The sequence below is a fragment of the Epilithonimonas bovis DSM 19482 genome (assembly GCF_900108115.1).
Taxonomy (GTDB): Bacteria; Bacteroidota; Bacteroidia; order Flavobacteriales; family Weeksellaceae; genus Epilithonimonas; species Epilithonimonas bovis.
Genome location: NZ_FTPU01000003.1, coordinates 105,837 through 122,160 on the forward strand (window position 1 = coordinate 105,837; position 16,324 = coordinate 122,160).

Sequence of the window (16,324 nt, forward strand, 5' to 3'; positions counted from 1 at the left end):
TCCGCAAAAATAAGTTTTTTTGCCTGAAGCCTAAAGTTTGTGCGGCTAAGTTTTGTGGTGTGCCATAAAAATTGATCGCTTCTGATTTTTGACATCCAACTTTTCGTAATTTTGTCCAATGAAGGATTTGAGACTGCAGGAGCTTTTGGCTCTTATTTACAGGCTTTTTTTAGCGTTTTTGTTTTATCAGGTTGCACGGTTTCTGTTTTGGGTTTTTAACCGGGACCTGATTAAGGTGGACAGTGTGTCTGACTATTTTAAGCTCTCTTATTATGGGACTGCATTTGATACCACGGCTATTCTTTACGTGAATGCTGTTTTTATCCTGTTGAGCATCATTCCTATTATGATCAATTCGCGGAAAGGTTATCAGAAATTCCTTTTTTATTGGTATTTTATAACCAATGGTATTACGTACGCGTTCAATTTCGGGGATATGATCTATTACAGATTTAGCCAGGCCAGGTTAACCTCCGCGGCTTTGGAAGTTGGGAAACATGAGGACAACCTCGGCAAAGTTTTTTGGAATGCGGTCCTTCAAAATCCAATGATCCCAATTTGTTTTATCATTAGTATAGCACTCTGGATTTTCCTTTACAAAAGAGTGAATGTGAAGGAGCAGAAGCCGGATCAGCCTTTGGTTTATTTTATGTCTTCTATTGCCAACTTGTCTATTATTGCCACATTGGTAGTCGGTGGTATCAGGGGGGATTTTAAACATTCCACCAGGCCAATTAATCTGGTGGATGCCAATAAGCATGTCAGTAATCCGCTGCAGGCTAATCTGGTTCTTAACAGTGTTTTTTCGTTTTTCAGGACTATTAATACCAATAATTTTAAGCTTGTCCATTTTGTGGATGACAAGTTTATAGAAAAAGAAATTGCACCTTATAAAACTTACGAACGCGAGGTGGAACCCAAACCCAACATCGTTATTTTTATCATAGAAAGTTTTGGTAAAGAATACTCCGGCGCATTTAACAGGAATACAAAAATTAAAGATTTTGTCTCTTACACGCCGTTTTTTGACAGCCTGGCCACCAAGAGTTTGATTTTCACCAATGCTTATGCCAACGGCAGGCAATCCATCCATGCCATGAGCTCGGTACTTGCCGGTATCCCAAGTTTAACCGATGCATTTACAAGCTCACCATATTCTAACCAAAAAATACAGTCGATTGTTTCGGTTTGCAATGAGATGGGTTATGATACCAGCTTTTATCATGGGGCGCCTAACGGATCGATGGGGTTTCAGGGTTTTGGTAACATCCTGGGATTTCAGCATTATTACGGTAAAAACGAGTATAACAACGATAAGGATTTTGATGGCATCTGGGCGATTTGGGATGAACCGTTTTTCCAGTATTATGCGAAAAATATAGGCAAAAAGCAGCCATTTATGTCCACTTTGTTTTCAGCATCTTCTCACGACCCGTTTAAGATACCGGAAAAATATCAGGGAAAATTCAGGAAAGGGCCTTTGCAGATTCATGAGCCAATCCAATACACAGATTATGCTCTTAAGAAGTTTTTTGAAACAGCCAGCAAACAACCCTGGTATCAGAATACCATTTTTGTAGTGACTGCAGACCATACCAATCAAACCTATTACCCGGAATATCATAAGGCGATGAACCATTTTGCAATACCTATATTATTCTTTTCGCCAAATCCAAAATTCAATCTCCATGGTGTAGATGACAGGTTTGCTCAGCAGATTGATATTTATCCAACATTGGCGGACCTTATCGGATATAATAAAAAAATCCGCAGTTGGGGCAGAAGCCTGGTATCTGATAAAAATGAAAATTATATCATCGTCAATTCTGATTCTATTAATGAACAGATGATTATCGGGAACTACATCTATACGTTTAATGGGAAAGACATTGCGGGGATCTATGATAAAACAGATTTGGCGCTGTCCAAAAACCTGTTGGGGAAAAGCCCAACTGCCGAGCAAAAGCTGGGAATGTTGAAAGCTAAGGGTTGGTATCAGGATTACATGAATAGGGTTATCAACAAAAAACTACGGTAAACACACTGTTTAAACTTTATAAATCTTTGTAACAGCTTTGATTTATGCATTAGATAATAAAAAATAGTTGTTTGTTTAAAATATTTTTTTACTTTTAACAATGTTAATTTAACGTTAACTAGAAAGGCTAATCAAAACAAAACAATTAAAATAAAAGACAATGAACAAATTATTATTAAGCTTTGCGATGTTGTTTATCGGCGTTCTTTCTTTTGCCCAGATCGAAGGAAAATGGAAAACGATCGATGACGAGACCGGTAAAGCAAAATCTATTGTAGAAATCTGGAAAAAATCTGATGGCAAGTATTATGGCAAAGTATCTCAATTGCTTATAAAACCAGAGCATGCCAACTGTGTAGCCTGTAAAGATGACCGCAAGAACAAGCCAATTCTCGGTATGGAAATCATCCGCGGGCTTAAAAAAGACGGTAACGAGTTTACAGGAGGCAGCATTACAGATCCCAAAAATGGCAAATCGTACAAATGCACAATTACCAAAGATGGTGATAAACTGAATGTAAGAGGTTACATGGGTATCTCGCTGATCGGCAGGACGCAGACTTGGCAGAAAGCTGATTAATAAGAATATTGATAAATTGAAAGCTCCTTTTTGGGAGCTTTTTTTGTTATGCAGATAATAAAAAAATTAATACTTTTGTATTTCGAAATAAGAGAACGTAAATTTCATAACGGCACGGTGCAAAATGATCAAATTTGTATCGTACAAACAAAAATATTAAATATCAGCAGATGAAAGAACATACATTTCGCGAAGTAATTGCTCAGGCAATGAGTGAAGAAATGCGTAAGGATGAGTCCATTTTTCTTGTAGGAGAAGAGGTTGCAGAATATAACGGCGCTTACAAAGCTTCCAAAGGAATGCTTGATGAATTTGGGCCAAAAAGAATTATTGATGCGCCTATCGCAGAACTTGGTTTCACAGGTATTGCTATTGGTGCGGCGATGAATGGGAACCGACCTATCGTAGAATATATGACCTTCAACTTTTCTTTGGTTACGATAGATCAGATTATCAACAATGCGGCAAAAATCTTTCAGATGAGTGGTGGCCAATGGAACTGCCCAATTGTTTTCCGTGGGCCGACAGCCTCTGCAGGCCAGTTGGGAGCAACACACTCTCAGGCTTTCGAAAGCTGGTATGCTAACTGCCCAGGTCTTAAAGTAGTTGTGCCTTCTAATCCTTATGATGCAAAAGGGCTTTTGAAAACAGCCATTCAGGATAACGATCCTGTAATTTTTATGGAGTCTGAGCAGATGTATGGTGATAAAATGGAAATCCCTGAAGAGGAATATTATATCCCAATCGGCAAGGCAGATATCAAGAAAGAAGGTAAAGATGTAACATTGGTATCTTTTGGTAAAATAATGAAGGTAGCGCTTCAGGCTGCTGCAGATCTTGAGAAAGAAGGTATCTCTGTAGAAGTTATAGACCTAAGAACAGTACGTCCTTTGGATTATGACACTGTTTTGGAATCTGTAAAGAAAACCAACAGATTGGTAATTTTAGAAGAGGCCTGGCCATTTGCCTCCGTAGCATCGGAGATTACTTATATGGTTCAGCAGAAAGCTTTTGACTATCTGGATGCGCCGGTTAAAAGAATTACAACGCCAGATGCGCCGGCACCATATTCTGCGGCATTGTTTGCGGAATGGTTCCCAAAACTGGAAAAAGTAAAAGAAGAGATTAGAAATGCGATGTATATCAAAGCATAAATAATACGACTCCCGATTTATTCGGGAGTTTTTATTTGCAGATATTTTTAGGAGCTTAATCCCGCTATCCACTATATCTTTTTTACCATTGCGAACAACGTGAGGCAATCTTTAGAAATTTCTCAGCGCAATGACAAAAAAGGATGCCGTTCCTATCGGGGCTATGGATTTTTGTCATCCAAATCAAAAGTCAACATCAAAACCTAATTTTATAAATCTTTGCGTTAAATTATACATAAAGTAAATTCTAACTATTTAATAAAATAAAACCATAAAAATTTGTCGGTTAATAAAATATTCTTATTTTTGCAACTCAAAATGAGATGTAAAATATGTTAATAATTCCAGTAAAAGACGGAGAGTCTATCGACAGAGCTTTAAAAAAGTACAAAAGAAAATTTGATAAAACAAGAGTTGTAAGAGAACTTAGATCAAGACAACAATTTATCAAACCTTCTGTAACGTTGAGACAGGCTAAACTAAAAGCAGCTCACAAGCAAAGAAACCTGAGCAAAGAAGAACAAGCTTAAGTTCTTTTTCGCTTAAAATAATACAAAATCACTTCCGAATTCTTATATTTGGAGGTGATTTTCTGTTTATATACCTATGATAGAACGATTTTTAGAATATATAGAAGTAGAAAAAAGATATTCGCCTTACACGATTATTAACTACAAAAAAGACCTCTCTGATTTTTCGGCATTTGTGCTGGAGTCCGAAGCGTCACATGATGTGGTGCACGTGCATAAAAAAGTGATAAGAAACTTCATAGCAGAACTCAGCAATGCCGGGTTAAGCAAAAGAAGCATTAATAGAAAACTCTCTTCGCTGCGCAGTTTTTATTCTTTTCTGCTCAGGATAGGAGAGATCAAAGTTTCTCCTATGGAAACAATAGATTCGCTTAAGTTTTATGCGGAAAAGCGGATTCCGTTTTCTGTAGAAGAGATGGAAAAAATGAAGGACGAAGTAGAGGAGAAGGGTGTTATCACGCTTCTGGAAAAATTGATTATAGAGACACTGTATCAAACCGGTATCAGAAAGGCGGAACTTTGCAATATGCTTTTTGATAACGTTGATTTTTCAAAAAAAGAAATCATGGTGGTCGGGAAAGGCAATAAGGAGCGGGTAGTTCCTTTTTCGGACTCGCTCTTAGAGGATTACCGGCAATATCTGAGCATCAGGCATCCTGAGAAAGGTTCAGAAAAATTCTTTTTTATCAATAAAAAGGGCAAAAAACTCGGAGAAAAGTTTGTGTATTTGGTGGTTAATAAGTACTTTAGTCTGGTGACTTCTAAGCAAAAAAAGAGCCCGCATATCCTAAGGCATACGTTTGCAACACATATCCTGAATGAGGGTGCTGAGATATCTAAGGTACAAAAATTGATGGGACATGCTAGCCTGGCAAGTACGCAAGTCTATACCAGCGCTAATATAGAGAAGTTAAAGGAGGCTTATAAAAATGCCCACCCAAGAGAAAAAAAACGATAATATGAAATGATTTTACATCATATTTAAAATTGTTTAACCAATAAAATTACACGTTATGAAGATTACAATTCAGACAGCTGGTGTTACACCACACGATCCGTTAAAAGAACGAATTGAAAAAAAAATAAATAAACTGGAGACATTTTATGATAAAATAGTAGAATCTGTAGTGTCACTAAAAGTAGAAAATACATCCGACAGGCAAAACAAAACTACTGAGCTAATTGTTAAAGTTCCGGGCGATGATTTGGTCGTAAAAAAGACAGGTGCCAGTTTTGAAGAAAGTTTGGATGATTGTGTGGAAACGGCTAAGAAACTGCTAATCAAGAAAAAAGAATTAGCTTAGAAAAAATATTTAAATTTTTTTAAAAAAATATTTGTAGGTTTCAAAAAAGTGTCTCATATTTGCACTCGCAAAACGGAAGTAACCGCGGCGCAGAAAAGAAAGTTCTTTTGAAATCTATTTGCCTCCATAGCTCAGTTGGCCAGAGCACGTGATTTGTAATCTCGGGGTCGTGGGTTCGAATCCCTCTGGAGGCTCAATTATAAAAAATACTGGGGAGATACCAGAGCGGTCAAATGGGGCTGACTGTAACTCAGCTGCTTCGGCTACGTAGGTTCGAATCCTGCTCTCCCCACTTTTTATATTTATTTGCAAATTCAAAAAAATAATTTTAAGTTTGCACTCACGTTTACCAACCTTTTTGGAAACAAAATGCGGAAGTAGCTCAGTTGGTAGAGCGTCAGCCTTCCAAGCTGAATGTCGCGGGTTCGACCCCCGTCTTCCGCTCAAGAATCACAAACCTTTCCGGAATGTGATTTTTTTTTAGGCCGACTTAGCTCAGCGGTAGAGTGCTTCCTTGGTAAGGAAGAGGTCACGGGTTCAAGTCCCGTAGTTGGCTCACGAAAATCCTGAAGAGATTCAGGATTTTTTTTGGAAATCATTTTCAATTAGATATAACAAAGATTTTTGTTTCCGGTCTGGTAGAAAATATTATGCTGCTGCGATTTTTTTTAAATTGAATATCATATTATTAAATTTTATTCAAAATAATTTTTGATATTTAAAAAATCATTATATTTGCAGACCGAAAAAAACAATAGTTAAATAAATTAAATATTAAAATCATGGCAAAGGAAACGTTTAATCGTAACAAACCACACTTAAACATTGGTACTATTGGTCACGTTGACCATGGTAAAACTACCTTGACTGCTGCTATTACAAAAGTATTATCAGATAAAGGTTTAGCTGAAAAGAAAGACTTCTCTTCTATTGACTCTGCTCCAGAAGAAAAAGAAAGAGGTATTACTATTAACACTGCTCACGTAGAATACGAAACAGAAAACAGACACTACGCTCACGTTGACTGTCCAGGTCACGCGGATTACGTAAAAAACATGGTAACTGGTGCTGCTCAGATGGATGGTGCTATCCTTGTAGTTGCTGCTACAGATGGTCCAATGCCTCAAACTAGAGAGCATATCCTACTTTGCCGTCAGGTAAACGTACCTAGAATCGTTGTTTTCATGAACAAAGTTGACATGGTTGACGATGCTGAGCTTCTTGAACTAGTTGAACTTGAAGTTAGAGATCTTCTTTCTTCTTACGAATATGATGGTGATAACTCTCCAGTAATCCAAGGATCTGCTTTAGGTGGTCTTAACGGAGATGCTAAATGGGTTGAAAAAATCGACGAATTGATGGCTGCTGTTGACAGCTGGATCGAATTGCCGGTAAGAGATCAGGATAAACCATTCTTGATGCCAATCGAAGATGTATTCTCTATTACAGGTAGAGGTACTGTAGCAACTGGTAGAATCGAGTCTGGTGTTATCAACACTGGTGATCCAGTTGATATCGTAGGTATGGGTGATGAAAAATTGACTTCTACTATTACAGGGGTTGAGATGTTCAGAAAAATCCTAGACAGAGGTGAAGCTGGTGATAACGTTGGTCTATTGTTGAGAGGTATTGAAAAAACTGACATCAAGAGAGGTATGGTTATCGCTAAGAAAGATTCTGTTAAACCACACAAAAAATTCAAAGCTGAGGTTTATATCCTTTCTAAAGAAGAAGGTGGTCGTCACACACCATTCCATAACAAATACCGTCCTCAGTTCTACGTAAGAACAACTGACGTAACAGGTGAGATCTTCTTGCCAGAAGGTGTAGAAATGGTAATGCCTGGTGATAACTTGACAATTACAGTAGAATTGTTGCAACCAATCGCTCTTAACGTAGGTCTTAGATTTGCGATCAGAGAAGGTGGTAGAACAGTTGGTGCTGGTCAGGTAACTGAAATCATAGACTAATTCTATAGTAAATAAAAAAGTTCCGTAAGGAGACTTGCGGAACTTTTTAATCTACGGGCATCGTCCAATGGTAGGATACCGGTCTCCAAAACCGTTGATCAGGGTTCGAATCCTTGTGCCCGTGCAAAATTAAAATATGAGCTCATTAATTAATTTCTTAAAAGGTTCTTATACAGAGTTTAAAGATAAGGTAGAGTGGCCAAAATGGCCAGATCTGCAATCTTCTACTATTGTTGTGGCTGTTGCTACTGTGATACTTTCTTTGTTTACATTTGGCGTAGATTCTTTATTCAGTGTAACCATTAAGAATTTTATTGCGACTTTTATTAATCTGTTTAATTAACCAAAAATTACTTTCCTCATGAGCGAATCGAAATGGTATGTGCTGAAAGCTATTAGCGGACAGGAAAACAAAGTGAAAAACTACATCGAGAACGAAATCCAGAGATTAGGGATGGAGTCGTACGTAACTCAGGTAGTTATTCCTATGGAAAAGGTCATTCAGATTAGGAATGGGAAAAAAGTACCGAAAGAAAAACCTTATTATCCAGGTTATCTAATGGTAGAGGCAGATCTTGTAGGTGAGGTACCTCACGTTATCAAAAATATACCAGGTGTAATTTCTTTCTTGAGTCTTACAAAAGGTGGAGAGCCTGTTCCAATGAGAAAATCTGAGGTTAACAGGATGCTTGGCAGAATGGATGAACTATCCGAATTTGCTACGGATATTGAAATTCCTTTCGTTGTTGGGGAGAACGTAAAAGTAATAGACGGGCCTTTCAACGGATTCAACGGTACTGTCGAGAAAATTCTTGAAGATAAAAAGAAAATCGAAGTTTCTGTTTTGATTTTTGGTAGAAAAACTCCGATGGAATTAAGCTTTATGCAGGTAGAAAAGGTTTAAAATCTTTTTTTTATAATATACAAAGACCTAAAAATAATTTTAGGTCTTTTTTATTTTGTCAGCTCATTATAGAATTCGGTGGGCGTCTTACCAATGTACTTTTTAAAAGCCCTGTTAAAATAAGATATATTATTATAGCCTGTGCTGTAACAGCTTTCTGAGATACTTTTCCCTTTTAAGATCAGTTGGCAGACAAACGTACCACCAATGGCTGACATGGCGACGGAGTTTATATTATTTCCTGTTATGGGAAAATGGCAACTATTAAGTCAAATTTATTTTTTTTGAGTGATTGTATCATCTTATGATACAATCACTTATTTTTTATAAGGATGAAGAAAAATTCTTCGAAATCGATTTGCAGATTCAAAAATTATTTATACTTTTGCAGACCGAAAAGTGGGTTTTCTAATGTGAGAATGGGTAACCCACTGAATAATAAATGCTTCCAAATTCATTGATTATTCAAATTTAAAAAACAAAAAATGGCTAAAAAAGTCTTTAAAATGGTAAAACTTCAGGTGAAAGGTGGCGCTGCCAACCCTTCTCCACCAGTAGGTCCAGCTTTGGGTTCTGCAGGTGTGAACATCATGGAGTTTTGTAAACAATTTAATGGTAGAACTCAGGATAAGCCTGGTCAGGTTTTGCCAGTAGTAATTACGGTATACGAAGATAAGTCTTTCGAGTTCGTAATCAAAACACCTCCGGCTGCTATCCAATTGATGGATGCTGCTAAAATCAAAGGTGGATCAGGAGAGCCAAACAGAAACAAAGTAGGATCTGTATCTTGGGCTCAGGTGCAAAAAATTGCAGAAGATAAAATGGGAGACCTTAACTGTTTTACATTGGATTCTGCTCTTTCTATGGTTGCAGGAACTGCCAGATCTATGGGATTGAAAGTAACAGGAACTAAACCAACTAACGCTTAAAACTTAGAGAAATGGCAAAATTAACAAAGAAGCAAAAAGAAGCGTTCAGCAAAGTAGAAAAAAATAAAATTTACAATCTTGACGAAGCGTCTGCTTTGGTAAAAGAAGTAAATACTACAAAATTTGATGCGTCTGTAGATATCGCTGTTAGATTGGGTGTAGATCCAAGAAAAGCAAACCAAATGGTAAGAGGTGTTGTATCTCTTCCTCATGGTACTGGTAAAGATGTGAAAGTTTTGGCATTGGTTACACCGGATAAAGAAGCTGAGGCTAAAGAAGCTGGTGCTGACTATGTAGGTCTTGACGAATATTTACAAAAAATAAAAGAAGGCTGGACAGATGTTGACGTTATCGTTACAATGCCGGCTGTAATGGGTAAACTAGGACCATTGGGTAGAATTTTAGGACCAAGAGGTCTTATGCCTAACCCAAAATCAGGAACTGTTACTATGGAAATTGGTAAAGCTGTTGCTGAGGTTAAGTCTGGTAAAATCGATTTCAAAGTAGATAAATACGGTATTGTACATGCTGGTATTGGTAAAGTATCTTTTGATGCTGCTAAACTTAAAGAAAATGCTCAGGAATTGATCCAGACATTGCTTAAGCTGAAACCAACTGCTGCAAAAGGTGTTTATGTAAAAAGTATCTACTTGTCTTCTACAATGAGCCCGGGTATTGCAATTGATACAAAATCTGTTAACTAATTATAAATCCTAAGACAATGACAAAAGACCAAAAAGTTGTAGCAATACAAGAGATCAAAGATTTGCTTCAGGGTGCAAAAGTAGTTTACGTAGCAGATCTAGATGGTTTGAACGCTGCAAAATCTTCTGACTTCAGAAGACAGGCTTTCAAAAATAATATCAAAGTAAAAGTGGTAAAAAATACACTTTTGCAAAAAGCAATGGAGCAAATTGACGGTGTTGACTTCTCTGAGATGTTCGAGACTTTCAAAGGTAACTCTGCTGTTCTTATTTCAGAAACAGCTAATGCTCCGGCAAAATTAATCAAAGACTTCAGAAAGAAAGAAGAAAAGCCAGCGCTTAAGTCTGCCTTTGTTCAGGAAACTTTCTATGTTGGTGACAATAATCTTGAGACTTTGGCTAACATCAAGTCTAGAGAAGAAATGATCGGTGAAATCATCGGATTGCTTCAGTCTCCAATCCAAAGAGTTGTTTCTGCTCTTCAAAACAAATCTGAAGCTTCTGGAGAAGCGGCGACTGAAGAAGTTGCAACTCCTGCTGAAGAAGAAACTCCAGCTACTGAAACTCCAGAAGCTGCTGCAGAAGGAGAAGCTCCAGCTGCTGAATAATTACACTCAAAAAAATAGATAAATAATCAACAAAAAAACATTACAACAATGTCAGATTTAAAAAATTTAGCTGAAACGCTAGTAAACTTAACAGTAAAAGACGTAAACGAATTAGCTGCTATCCTTAAGGATGAGTACGGAATTGAGCCAGCTGCTGCTGCAGTAGTAGTTGCTGCAGGTGGTGCAGGTGAAGCTGCTGAAGAAAAGACTGAATTCGACGTAATTCTTAAGTCTGCAGGTGCTTCTAAATTGGCTATCGTTAAATTGGTAAAAGATTTAACTGGTGCTGGTCTTAAGGAAGCTAAAGACATCGTAGATGGTGCTCCTGCTCCAATCAAGCAAGGTGTATCTAAAGATGAAGCAGAAGCGCTTAAAAAGCAACTTGAAGAAGCTGGTGCTGAAGTAGAATTGAAGTAATCATTACTCAATAATATAATAGAAGCGACAGGTTTACACCTAGTCGCTTTTTTTTATGTTAAGTTTTGTTATTGTTGATAATAAGCCTATATTTTTATTACCTTTGCAAAGTGAAAAAAAGTTTATTGCCTACCTCGGTGCAAGCAAGAGATTATGCCAATTTAAATTTTAAATTGTGGCAGTTTTCTCTTTTATTCTTCTTTTTTTCATTAGGCTCTCTTTCTGTTTCGGCTCAAGAAATAAGCCATAATGAGTCTGCTCCTGCAGGAATTGTAGTGGTTGGAGACGCGGTCATCTATTCCAAAGATGAATCCTTCAACCAGCAGATATCTAAAAGCAAAAGCATACAGCAATACTCAAAAGTCGTTAAGCTTAACGACGATGAGATCAAACTTATTGCTAAAAATTCTACAACCGAATCTCCTGCAAAGCAAAGCTCGGAAGAACTTCATCCGAAAAAGAAACTGTTGGTTTCTAAAGAAGAAAAAATGGCGAAATCACTACCTGATTTGCCAAAAAAAGAAATCACTTTGAAGATTTCTAATGGTCTTGATGGTAGTCGCTTCTTAACAGGAAAGAGATCTGGAGATATTTCTTTTATTTCACCAAATAACGATTATCAATATTTTAAATGCATTGTTCTTTCTAATGAGCAGTCCAAAACCGTTTCATTAGATTTTCTTTATTCGGCGGATTATTTTTATACTCATAGTAATTACAACTTAAAAGCCAATCCAGTTGGCTATTCTGTAAGGCCACCACCGGATTTAATTTAATCATAAGTTTTTTTACTAGACATTTTCTTTGGGAATAATTTTCCAAGGCAAATTATATATTTATTAATAATAATCTTTTATGAAAAAATTAAATCTATTTTATATATTAGTATTTCTACTTATGACTAGTGGAATGCTATTTTCTCAAGCCGCCGCAGACAGACTTTATTTATCATTGGCGTCAACCGGACGAATTTATGATATAACATCATTAGCCGGAGGAGCTTTACCTACACCGGTTGTAACAACTCCAACAATACCAGGAGGAACCAATGCTAATGCAAGTAATCTTGCTGTGGGTTATGATGCGCCAGGTGGTAATCCTTCAACTATAGTTTTTATTGAATCTAATAATACAGCAGGTGCTGCTCTTTATAAAAATGCAACAGCTATTGCAGGAGCCACAGCACCTGTTGCAGTTGGAGGTATCGCAACCAATAACGTTCCTGGTCCATATTTTGGGAATGTATATGGTTTTGCGACAAATACAAAGTCAATTTATCCTATCTACCCATCCGGAACTGCTATACCTATTACCAGTACAGATACTGACTGGAATAATGGAACTACGTTTGGAACCGATACATTCTTTGATTATCAGAATAATATTTACATGTTTGTGAATTGTGGTACGGCAAGATATCTTTTCAAAATTTCTATTGCTACGGGAGTTGCTGAAAAGGCAATCTCGGCTCCTATCTCAGGTAGTGCGAGTTTTGCAAATTTACCTACATCAAGAGGGATTCAGGGGATGGCTTATTTACAAGGTTATGTATATATTGCAACTGTTACCGCTAGTAATACTGTTGAAGTTCGTAGGATTAATATCTACGATGGAACATCTATATTATCTGCAACATATACAGGAGGTAATCATCAAAATTTAGATTTAGCAACCGTTCCATATTATGTTCCTTTTCAGTTTACTTGTGGTGGAATAACACAATCTTCTAGCGTGCCATTTGTTAGAAATGTAGCAAGTAATGGACAAAAATTTCTAAATATCCCTATTAGTAATGTTTATGCGGATGGTAATTATACTATTAATATTATAGGAGCTAATTTTAATAGTTCATCAGTAGTTAATATTACTACAAGTACTACCTCAATACAGGTTCCTTTAGTTTATGATGGAGGTGGAGCTGCTGGTGTAAGAACGCTTCAGGTTAATTTAAATGGTAGTTCAACTGCATGTAATGTCAATGTATTAGTTGATGAGGATACAGATGGTGACGGTATTGGTAACTCAGAAGATTTGGATGATGATAATGATGGGATTTTGGATACTGTAGAAGATGTTTGTACAACAGAAGGTACGCCGGTTTTAACCGAAACTTTTGGAACGGGCTCTAGAACGAGTGATTCTTATGTGCTAAACCATACATACACGGCTACAGGAACTATTAATGATGGTTTTTATGCAGTTACTAATTCTACTGATGAAACCAACACTTGGAATAAAACAGATCTTACGGGTAATTTAGATGCTGGAAATCCAAACATCGCAGCAGGTTCTACAACAGGCCGTTATCTTATGATTAATGTAGGTCCTAATTTATTAAATCAAGCTATTTATAGACGAACACTAGCTGTTACTAATGGAACTAGATACCGATTTAGAATTGATATGGCGGGTCTGGCCAACGGTACCGCAGATATCCCCAATCTTCAGCTTGCCATAAAAGATACGAATGGTAATCTTCTTGCTTCTGCAAATTCTGATCAAATCGGAATGGCTAATGATGATGTGTGGAGAAGGTTGGCTCTTAACTTTGTTGCTTCAACAACTAGTGTTGTTTTGGAAATTGTGAATCTTCAGCCTAGCGGAACAAATGGTAATGATATTGGAATAGATAATATTGTTTTGGTGCCAGTTAGTATTTGTGATACAGATGGTGATGGTATTCCTAACTCCCTGGATTTTGATTCTGATAATGATGGTTGTTTTGATGCTATTGAAGGTAGTGAGAATGTGCTACCAGGTCAACTGAATGCTAATGGAAGTATCAATATAGCAACAACTGGCGGTGTTGGATCTACTCCGGGAGTCAATTATGGTGTTCCTAATCTTGTAAATGCAGGAGGAGCTGCAGATACAGGTAGTAATGTTGGACAAGGAATTGGAGATTCTCAAAGTAGTTTATTAAATACTCAGTGTCTGGATACGGACGCTGATGGCTTACCTGATAATATTGATCTTGACGATGATAATGATGGGATTTTGGATTGTGATGAAAAAGGATTTGCGCCAAATTCTTCGTTTAGTACTATTTTTAAATTTAACGGAAGTACTTCTCAAATCAGTTCAAATGAATTAAGATTAACTCCAGATGCAGGTACTCAAAGCGGTAATGCTTGGAGTTATGGTAAAGTAGATTTTGCGAAAAGTTTCACAATTTCTTATAGTGCGTATTTTGGGACAAAAGATGCAGCTGGTGCAGATGGTATTGCAACTGTATTTCATAATTCTCCATTAGGAGTTAATGCTACAGGAATTGTAGGTATGGGAATCGGAGCACAAGGAATTGCCAATGGTATTGTATTAGAGATTGACACTTTTGATAACGGTACAGGGGTTGGCGATATCGGTAATGACCACGGTCAGATTTGGGTAGCTAACAATCAGAGTGGTGCTGGTTTGTTAACCACTGCTAAGGATCTAGGAAATGTTGAAGATGGTGCCTATCATAATATTGTTGTGAATTGGAACTTTGCTACTAAAACTTTATCATTTACTTTAGATGGTATTAATGCGGGTGCATACACTTTTCCGGCAGGAACTCCAATTACGAGCTATTTTGGAGGTGTAAGCAAGGTTTATTTTGGATATACAGCGTCTACAGGAGCTTTTAGTAATGATCAAAGAATTAGATTTAATAGTTTTTGTTCAGATTTGCCAATTGAACTTGATACAGATAATGATGGAGTCCCTAACCATTTGGACGTTGATTCTGATAATGATGGTTGTGCAGATGCTTTAGAAGGGTCAGAATTTGTTAGAAGAACTCATATTCATTCTTTATCTCTTGCTACTACAGATACAAATTATCCTTACCGTGGACAAATTAAAGTTACTTATGATGGCACAACAACGGGTACTCCTGCTCAAATTATCAGTACTTCTACAGGAGCTAATGGTGTTCCTCAATTGGTGAATGTTGCGGGAAGTAACTTTAATTCAAGTACAAATCCATCTAATATAGTAGGTATTTCTGATAATACAGATGGTACGGCTGATATTGGACAAGATTTTGGAAGTTCTCAAGATGCGCTTACAAGAGATCCAGATTGTGATCGTTGTTTCCGACCTGCTACTACTGCAGGAACAACATTGCCTACTAATCACGGGATTACTGCTCTTGCCAGAGCTGGAGGTAATACAGGAGAATGGCCTGTAAGAGTAAATGGAGCATATACGGTATTAGATGCAAAAACAAAAGGTTTCGTTATAAATAGGGTGCCAACTTCTGCATTGACTTCTATTACTGGAGTAACGGGAATGATGGTATATGACACAACTGTCAATTGTCTTAAGATTTATGACGGGACGTCTTGGAACTGTTATACTAAACAAACTTGTAATGATTCAAATCCATAATTAAGATGAAAACATATATAACATCACTAATAATTTTAGTTTCTAACCTTAGTTTTGCTCAAGTTACTATTGGGAAAGCGAGTCCATATACAGCGGCTAACGCAACAGTTTCGTTAGAATTTGGTAATGCAGCGGACGGCGAGCGAGGTATTGTTTTACCTTGGGTAACTGCAGCAGCAAATGTGACATCGGCAGTTCCGGGAACAATAATTTTTGACAGTGCGGATCAGAAAGTTAAATTCGGAACTGCAGCTACAGCTAATGCAACTGCTGTGACTAGTTGGGGAGATTTGTCGGCAGGTGCCTATGCACCAACAACAGCCAACGTTCCAGATACTAATACTGAAAATTCAACAGCGAAAACCTTGATTGGTGGAACGCCTGCTACAGATACAACTTCTGGGATTTTGGTCTTAGGGGATACGAATAAAGCAATGATCTTACCGAGAGTGAATTCACACACAGATATCGTCAATCCAACAGCTGGAATGATGGTCTATGTAACCGGAACACAGCAATTGGCTTTGTACAACGGCAGAGAATGGACTTTCTGGACTAAGCCTTAAGAATTTAAATCTAAATATTTCTAAACCACTTCTTTGTGAAGTGGTTTTTTATTGTGTATGAAATAAAAATATTGTAAATTTGCAGTTCTTTTGGCGCTAATAATTATTAATACATCAATAAAATATTGAATATCAACTCTTTCAGTTTTGAAAGAGGTTTCGTGTTTTATGGATGTTGATTCTCGTTATCGTCAAAATAAATAAAAATATTTTGCATTACGCCGTGAAAAGATATACCGGCGTTGC

General features: G+C 37.1%; 17 protein-coding genes and 5 tRNA genes. 21 read left to right on the top strand and 1 reads right to left on the bottom strand.

Annotated features, from left to right (window positions below; genetic code table 11):
• The first annotated feature begins 118 nt into the window (after nucleotides 1-118).
• The 14 genes from B0B05_RS02175 to nusG all read left to right on the top strand — a co-directional run bounded on the left by B0B05_RS02175 (nucleotide 119) and on the right by nusG (nucleotide 8,480).
• Nucleotides 119-2,038, top strand: coding sequence for an LTA synthase family protein (locus B0B05_RS02175; protein ID WP_076781862.1), 1,920 nt, complete (start codon nucleotides 119-121; stop codon nucleotides 2,036-2,038).
• A gap of 160 nt (nucleotides 2,039-2,198) precedes the next feature.
• The gene (locus B0B05_RS02180; protein WP_076781863.1) at nucleotides 2,199-2,618 is read left to right on the top strand and encodes a DUF2147 domain-containing protein; all 420 of its coding nucleotides are present in this window, start codon (nucleotides 2,199-2,201) and stop codon (nucleotides 2,616-2,618) included.
• 170 nt (nucleotides 2,619-2,788) lie between these two features.
• Nucleotides 2,789-3,772, top strand: a complete 984-nt coding sequence (locus B0B05_RS02185; RefSeq protein WP_076781864.1) for a pyruvate dehydrogenase complex E1 component subunit beta — start codon at nucleotides 2,789-2,791, stop codon at nucleotides 3,770-3,772.
• Nucleotides 3,773-4,104: 332 nt separating this feature from the next.
• Nucleotides 4,105-4,302 carry a 30S ribosomal protein S21 gene (gene rpsU, locus B0B05_RS02190; protein ID WP_027384137.1) on the top strand — a complete coding sequence of 66 codons (198 nt, stop codon included), beginning with the start codon at nucleotides 4,105-4,107 and terminating at the stop codon, nucleotides 4,300-4,302.
• Between the two features lie 76 nt (nucleotides 4,303-4,378).
• Nucleotides 4,379-5,260, top strand: coding sequence for a tyrosine-type recombinase/integrase (locus B0B05_RS02195; protein ID WP_076781865.1), 882 nt, complete (start codon nucleotides 4,379-4,381; stop codon nucleotides 5,258-5,260).
• Between the two features lie 55 nt (nucleotides 5,261-5,315).
• Nucleotides 5,316-5,606: an HPF/RaiA family ribosome-associated protein gene (locus tag B0B05_RS02200; protein WP_076781866.1), complete on the top strand. Its 291-nt coding sequence runs from the start codon at nucleotides 5,316-5,318 to the stop codon at nucleotides 5,604-5,606.
• A 120-nt stretch (nucleotides 5,607-5,726) separates the two neighbouring features.
• Nucleotides 5,727-5,800, top strand: a tRNA-Thr gene (locus B0B05_RS02205).
• A gap of 17 nt (nucleotides 5,801-5,817) precedes the next feature.
• A tRNA-Tyr gene (locus tag B0B05_RS02210) sits at nucleotides 5,818-5,898 on the top strand.
• A gap of 79 nt (nucleotides 5,899-5,977) precedes the next feature.
• Nucleotides 5,978-6,050, top strand: a tRNA-Gly gene (locus B0B05_RS02215).
• Nucleotides 6,051-6,090: 40 nt separating this feature from the next.
• Nucleotides 6,091-6,162 (top strand) — tRNA-Thr (locus tag B0B05_RS02220).
• 226 nt (nucleotides 6,163-6,388) lie between these two features.
• Nucleotides 6,389-7,576, top strand: a complete 1,188-nt coding sequence (gene tuf, locus B0B05_RS02225; RefSeq protein ID WP_076781867.1) for an elongation factor Tu — start codon at nucleotides 6,389-6,391, stop codon at nucleotides 7,574-7,576.
• A 53-nt stretch (nucleotides 7,577-7,629) separates the two neighbouring features.
• Nucleotides 7,630-7,700: transfer RNA gene (locus tag B0B05_RS02230), tRNA-Trp, on the top strand.
• A gap of 12 nt (nucleotides 7,701-7,712) precedes the next feature.
• Complete coding sequence (gene secE / locus B0B05_RS02235; RefSeq protein WP_076781868.1) at nucleotides 7,713-7,919, top strand: preprotein translocase subunit SecE; 207 nt, start codon at nucleotides 7,713-7,715, stop codon at nucleotides 7,917-7,919.
• Between the two features lie 18 nt (nucleotides 7,920-7,937).
• On the top strand, nucleotides 7,938-8,480 hold the full coding sequence (nusG, locus tag B0B05_RS02240) for a transcription termination/antitermination protein NusG (protein ID WP_076781869.1): 543 nt from the start codon (nucleotides 7,938-7,940) through the stop codon (nucleotides 8,478-8,480).
• Between the two features lie 50 nt (nucleotides 8,481-8,530).
• Here the strand turns inward: nusG and B0B05_RS02245 are convergent, their stop codons facing one another.
• Nucleotides 8,531-8,698, bottom strand: a complete 168-nt coding sequence (locus tag B0B05_RS02245) for a helix-turn-helix domain-containing protein (RefSeq protein WP_084173857.1) — start codon at nucleotides 8,696-8,698, stop codon at nucleotides 8,531-8,533.
• A gap of 267 nt (nucleotides 8,699-8,965) precedes the next feature.
• Between B0B05_RS02245 and rplK the strand changes: the two genes are divergently transcribed.
• The 7 genes from rplK (at nucleotide 8,966) to B0B05_RS02280 (ending at nucleotide 16,078) form a co-directional block, all read left to right on the top strand.
• Nucleotides 8,966-9,409 (top strand): 50S ribosomal protein L11, encoded by a 444-nt coding sequence (rplK, locus tag B0B05_RS02250; protein WP_076781870.1) that lies wholly within the window; start codon nucleotides 8,966-8,968, stop codon nucleotides 9,407-9,409.
• An 11-nt stretch (nucleotides 9,410-9,420) separates the two neighbouring features.
• Entirely contained in the window at nucleotides 9,421-10,113 is a 693-nt protein-coding gene (rplA, locus tag B0B05_RS02255; protein ID WP_076781871.1) for a 50S ribosomal protein L1, read from the top strand.
• A gap of 17 nt (nucleotides 10,114-10,130) precedes the next feature.
• On the top strand, nucleotides 10,131-10,721 hold the full coding sequence (gene rplJ / locus B0B05_RS02260) for a 50S ribosomal protein L10 (RefSeq protein ID WP_076781872.1): 591 nt from the start codon (nucleotides 10,131-10,133) through the stop codon (nucleotides 10,719-10,721).
• Nucleotides 10,722-10,769: 48 nt separating this feature from the next.
• On the top strand, nucleotides 10,770-11,138 hold the full coding sequence (rplL, locus tag B0B05_RS02265) for a 50S ribosomal protein L7/L12 (protein WP_076781873.1): 369 nt from the start codon (nucleotides 10,770-10,772) through the stop codon (nucleotides 11,136-11,138).
• Nucleotides 11,139-11,248: 110 nt separating this feature from the next.
• The gene (locus B0B05_RS02270; RefSeq protein ID WP_076781874.1) at nucleotides 11,249-11,914 is read left to right on the top strand and encodes a hypothetical protein; all 666 of its coding nucleotides are present in this window, start codon (nucleotides 11,249-11,251) and stop codon (nucleotides 11,912-11,914) included.
• Nucleotides 11,915-11,993: 79 nt separating this feature from the next.
• Nucleotides 11,994-15,512 (top strand): lectin-like domain-containing protein, encoded by a 3,519-nt coding sequence (locus B0B05_RS02275; RefSeq protein WP_076781875.1) that lies wholly within the window; start codon nucleotides 11,994-11,996, stop codon nucleotides 15,510-15,512.
• 5 nt (nucleotides 15,513-15,517) lie between these two features.
• Nucleotides 15,518-16,078, top strand: coding sequence for a hypothetical protein (locus B0B05_RS02280; RefSeq protein WP_076781876.1), 561 nt, complete (start codon nucleotides 15,518-15,520; stop codon nucleotides 16,076-16,078).
• Nucleotides 16,079-16,324 lie beyond the last annotated feature (246 nt).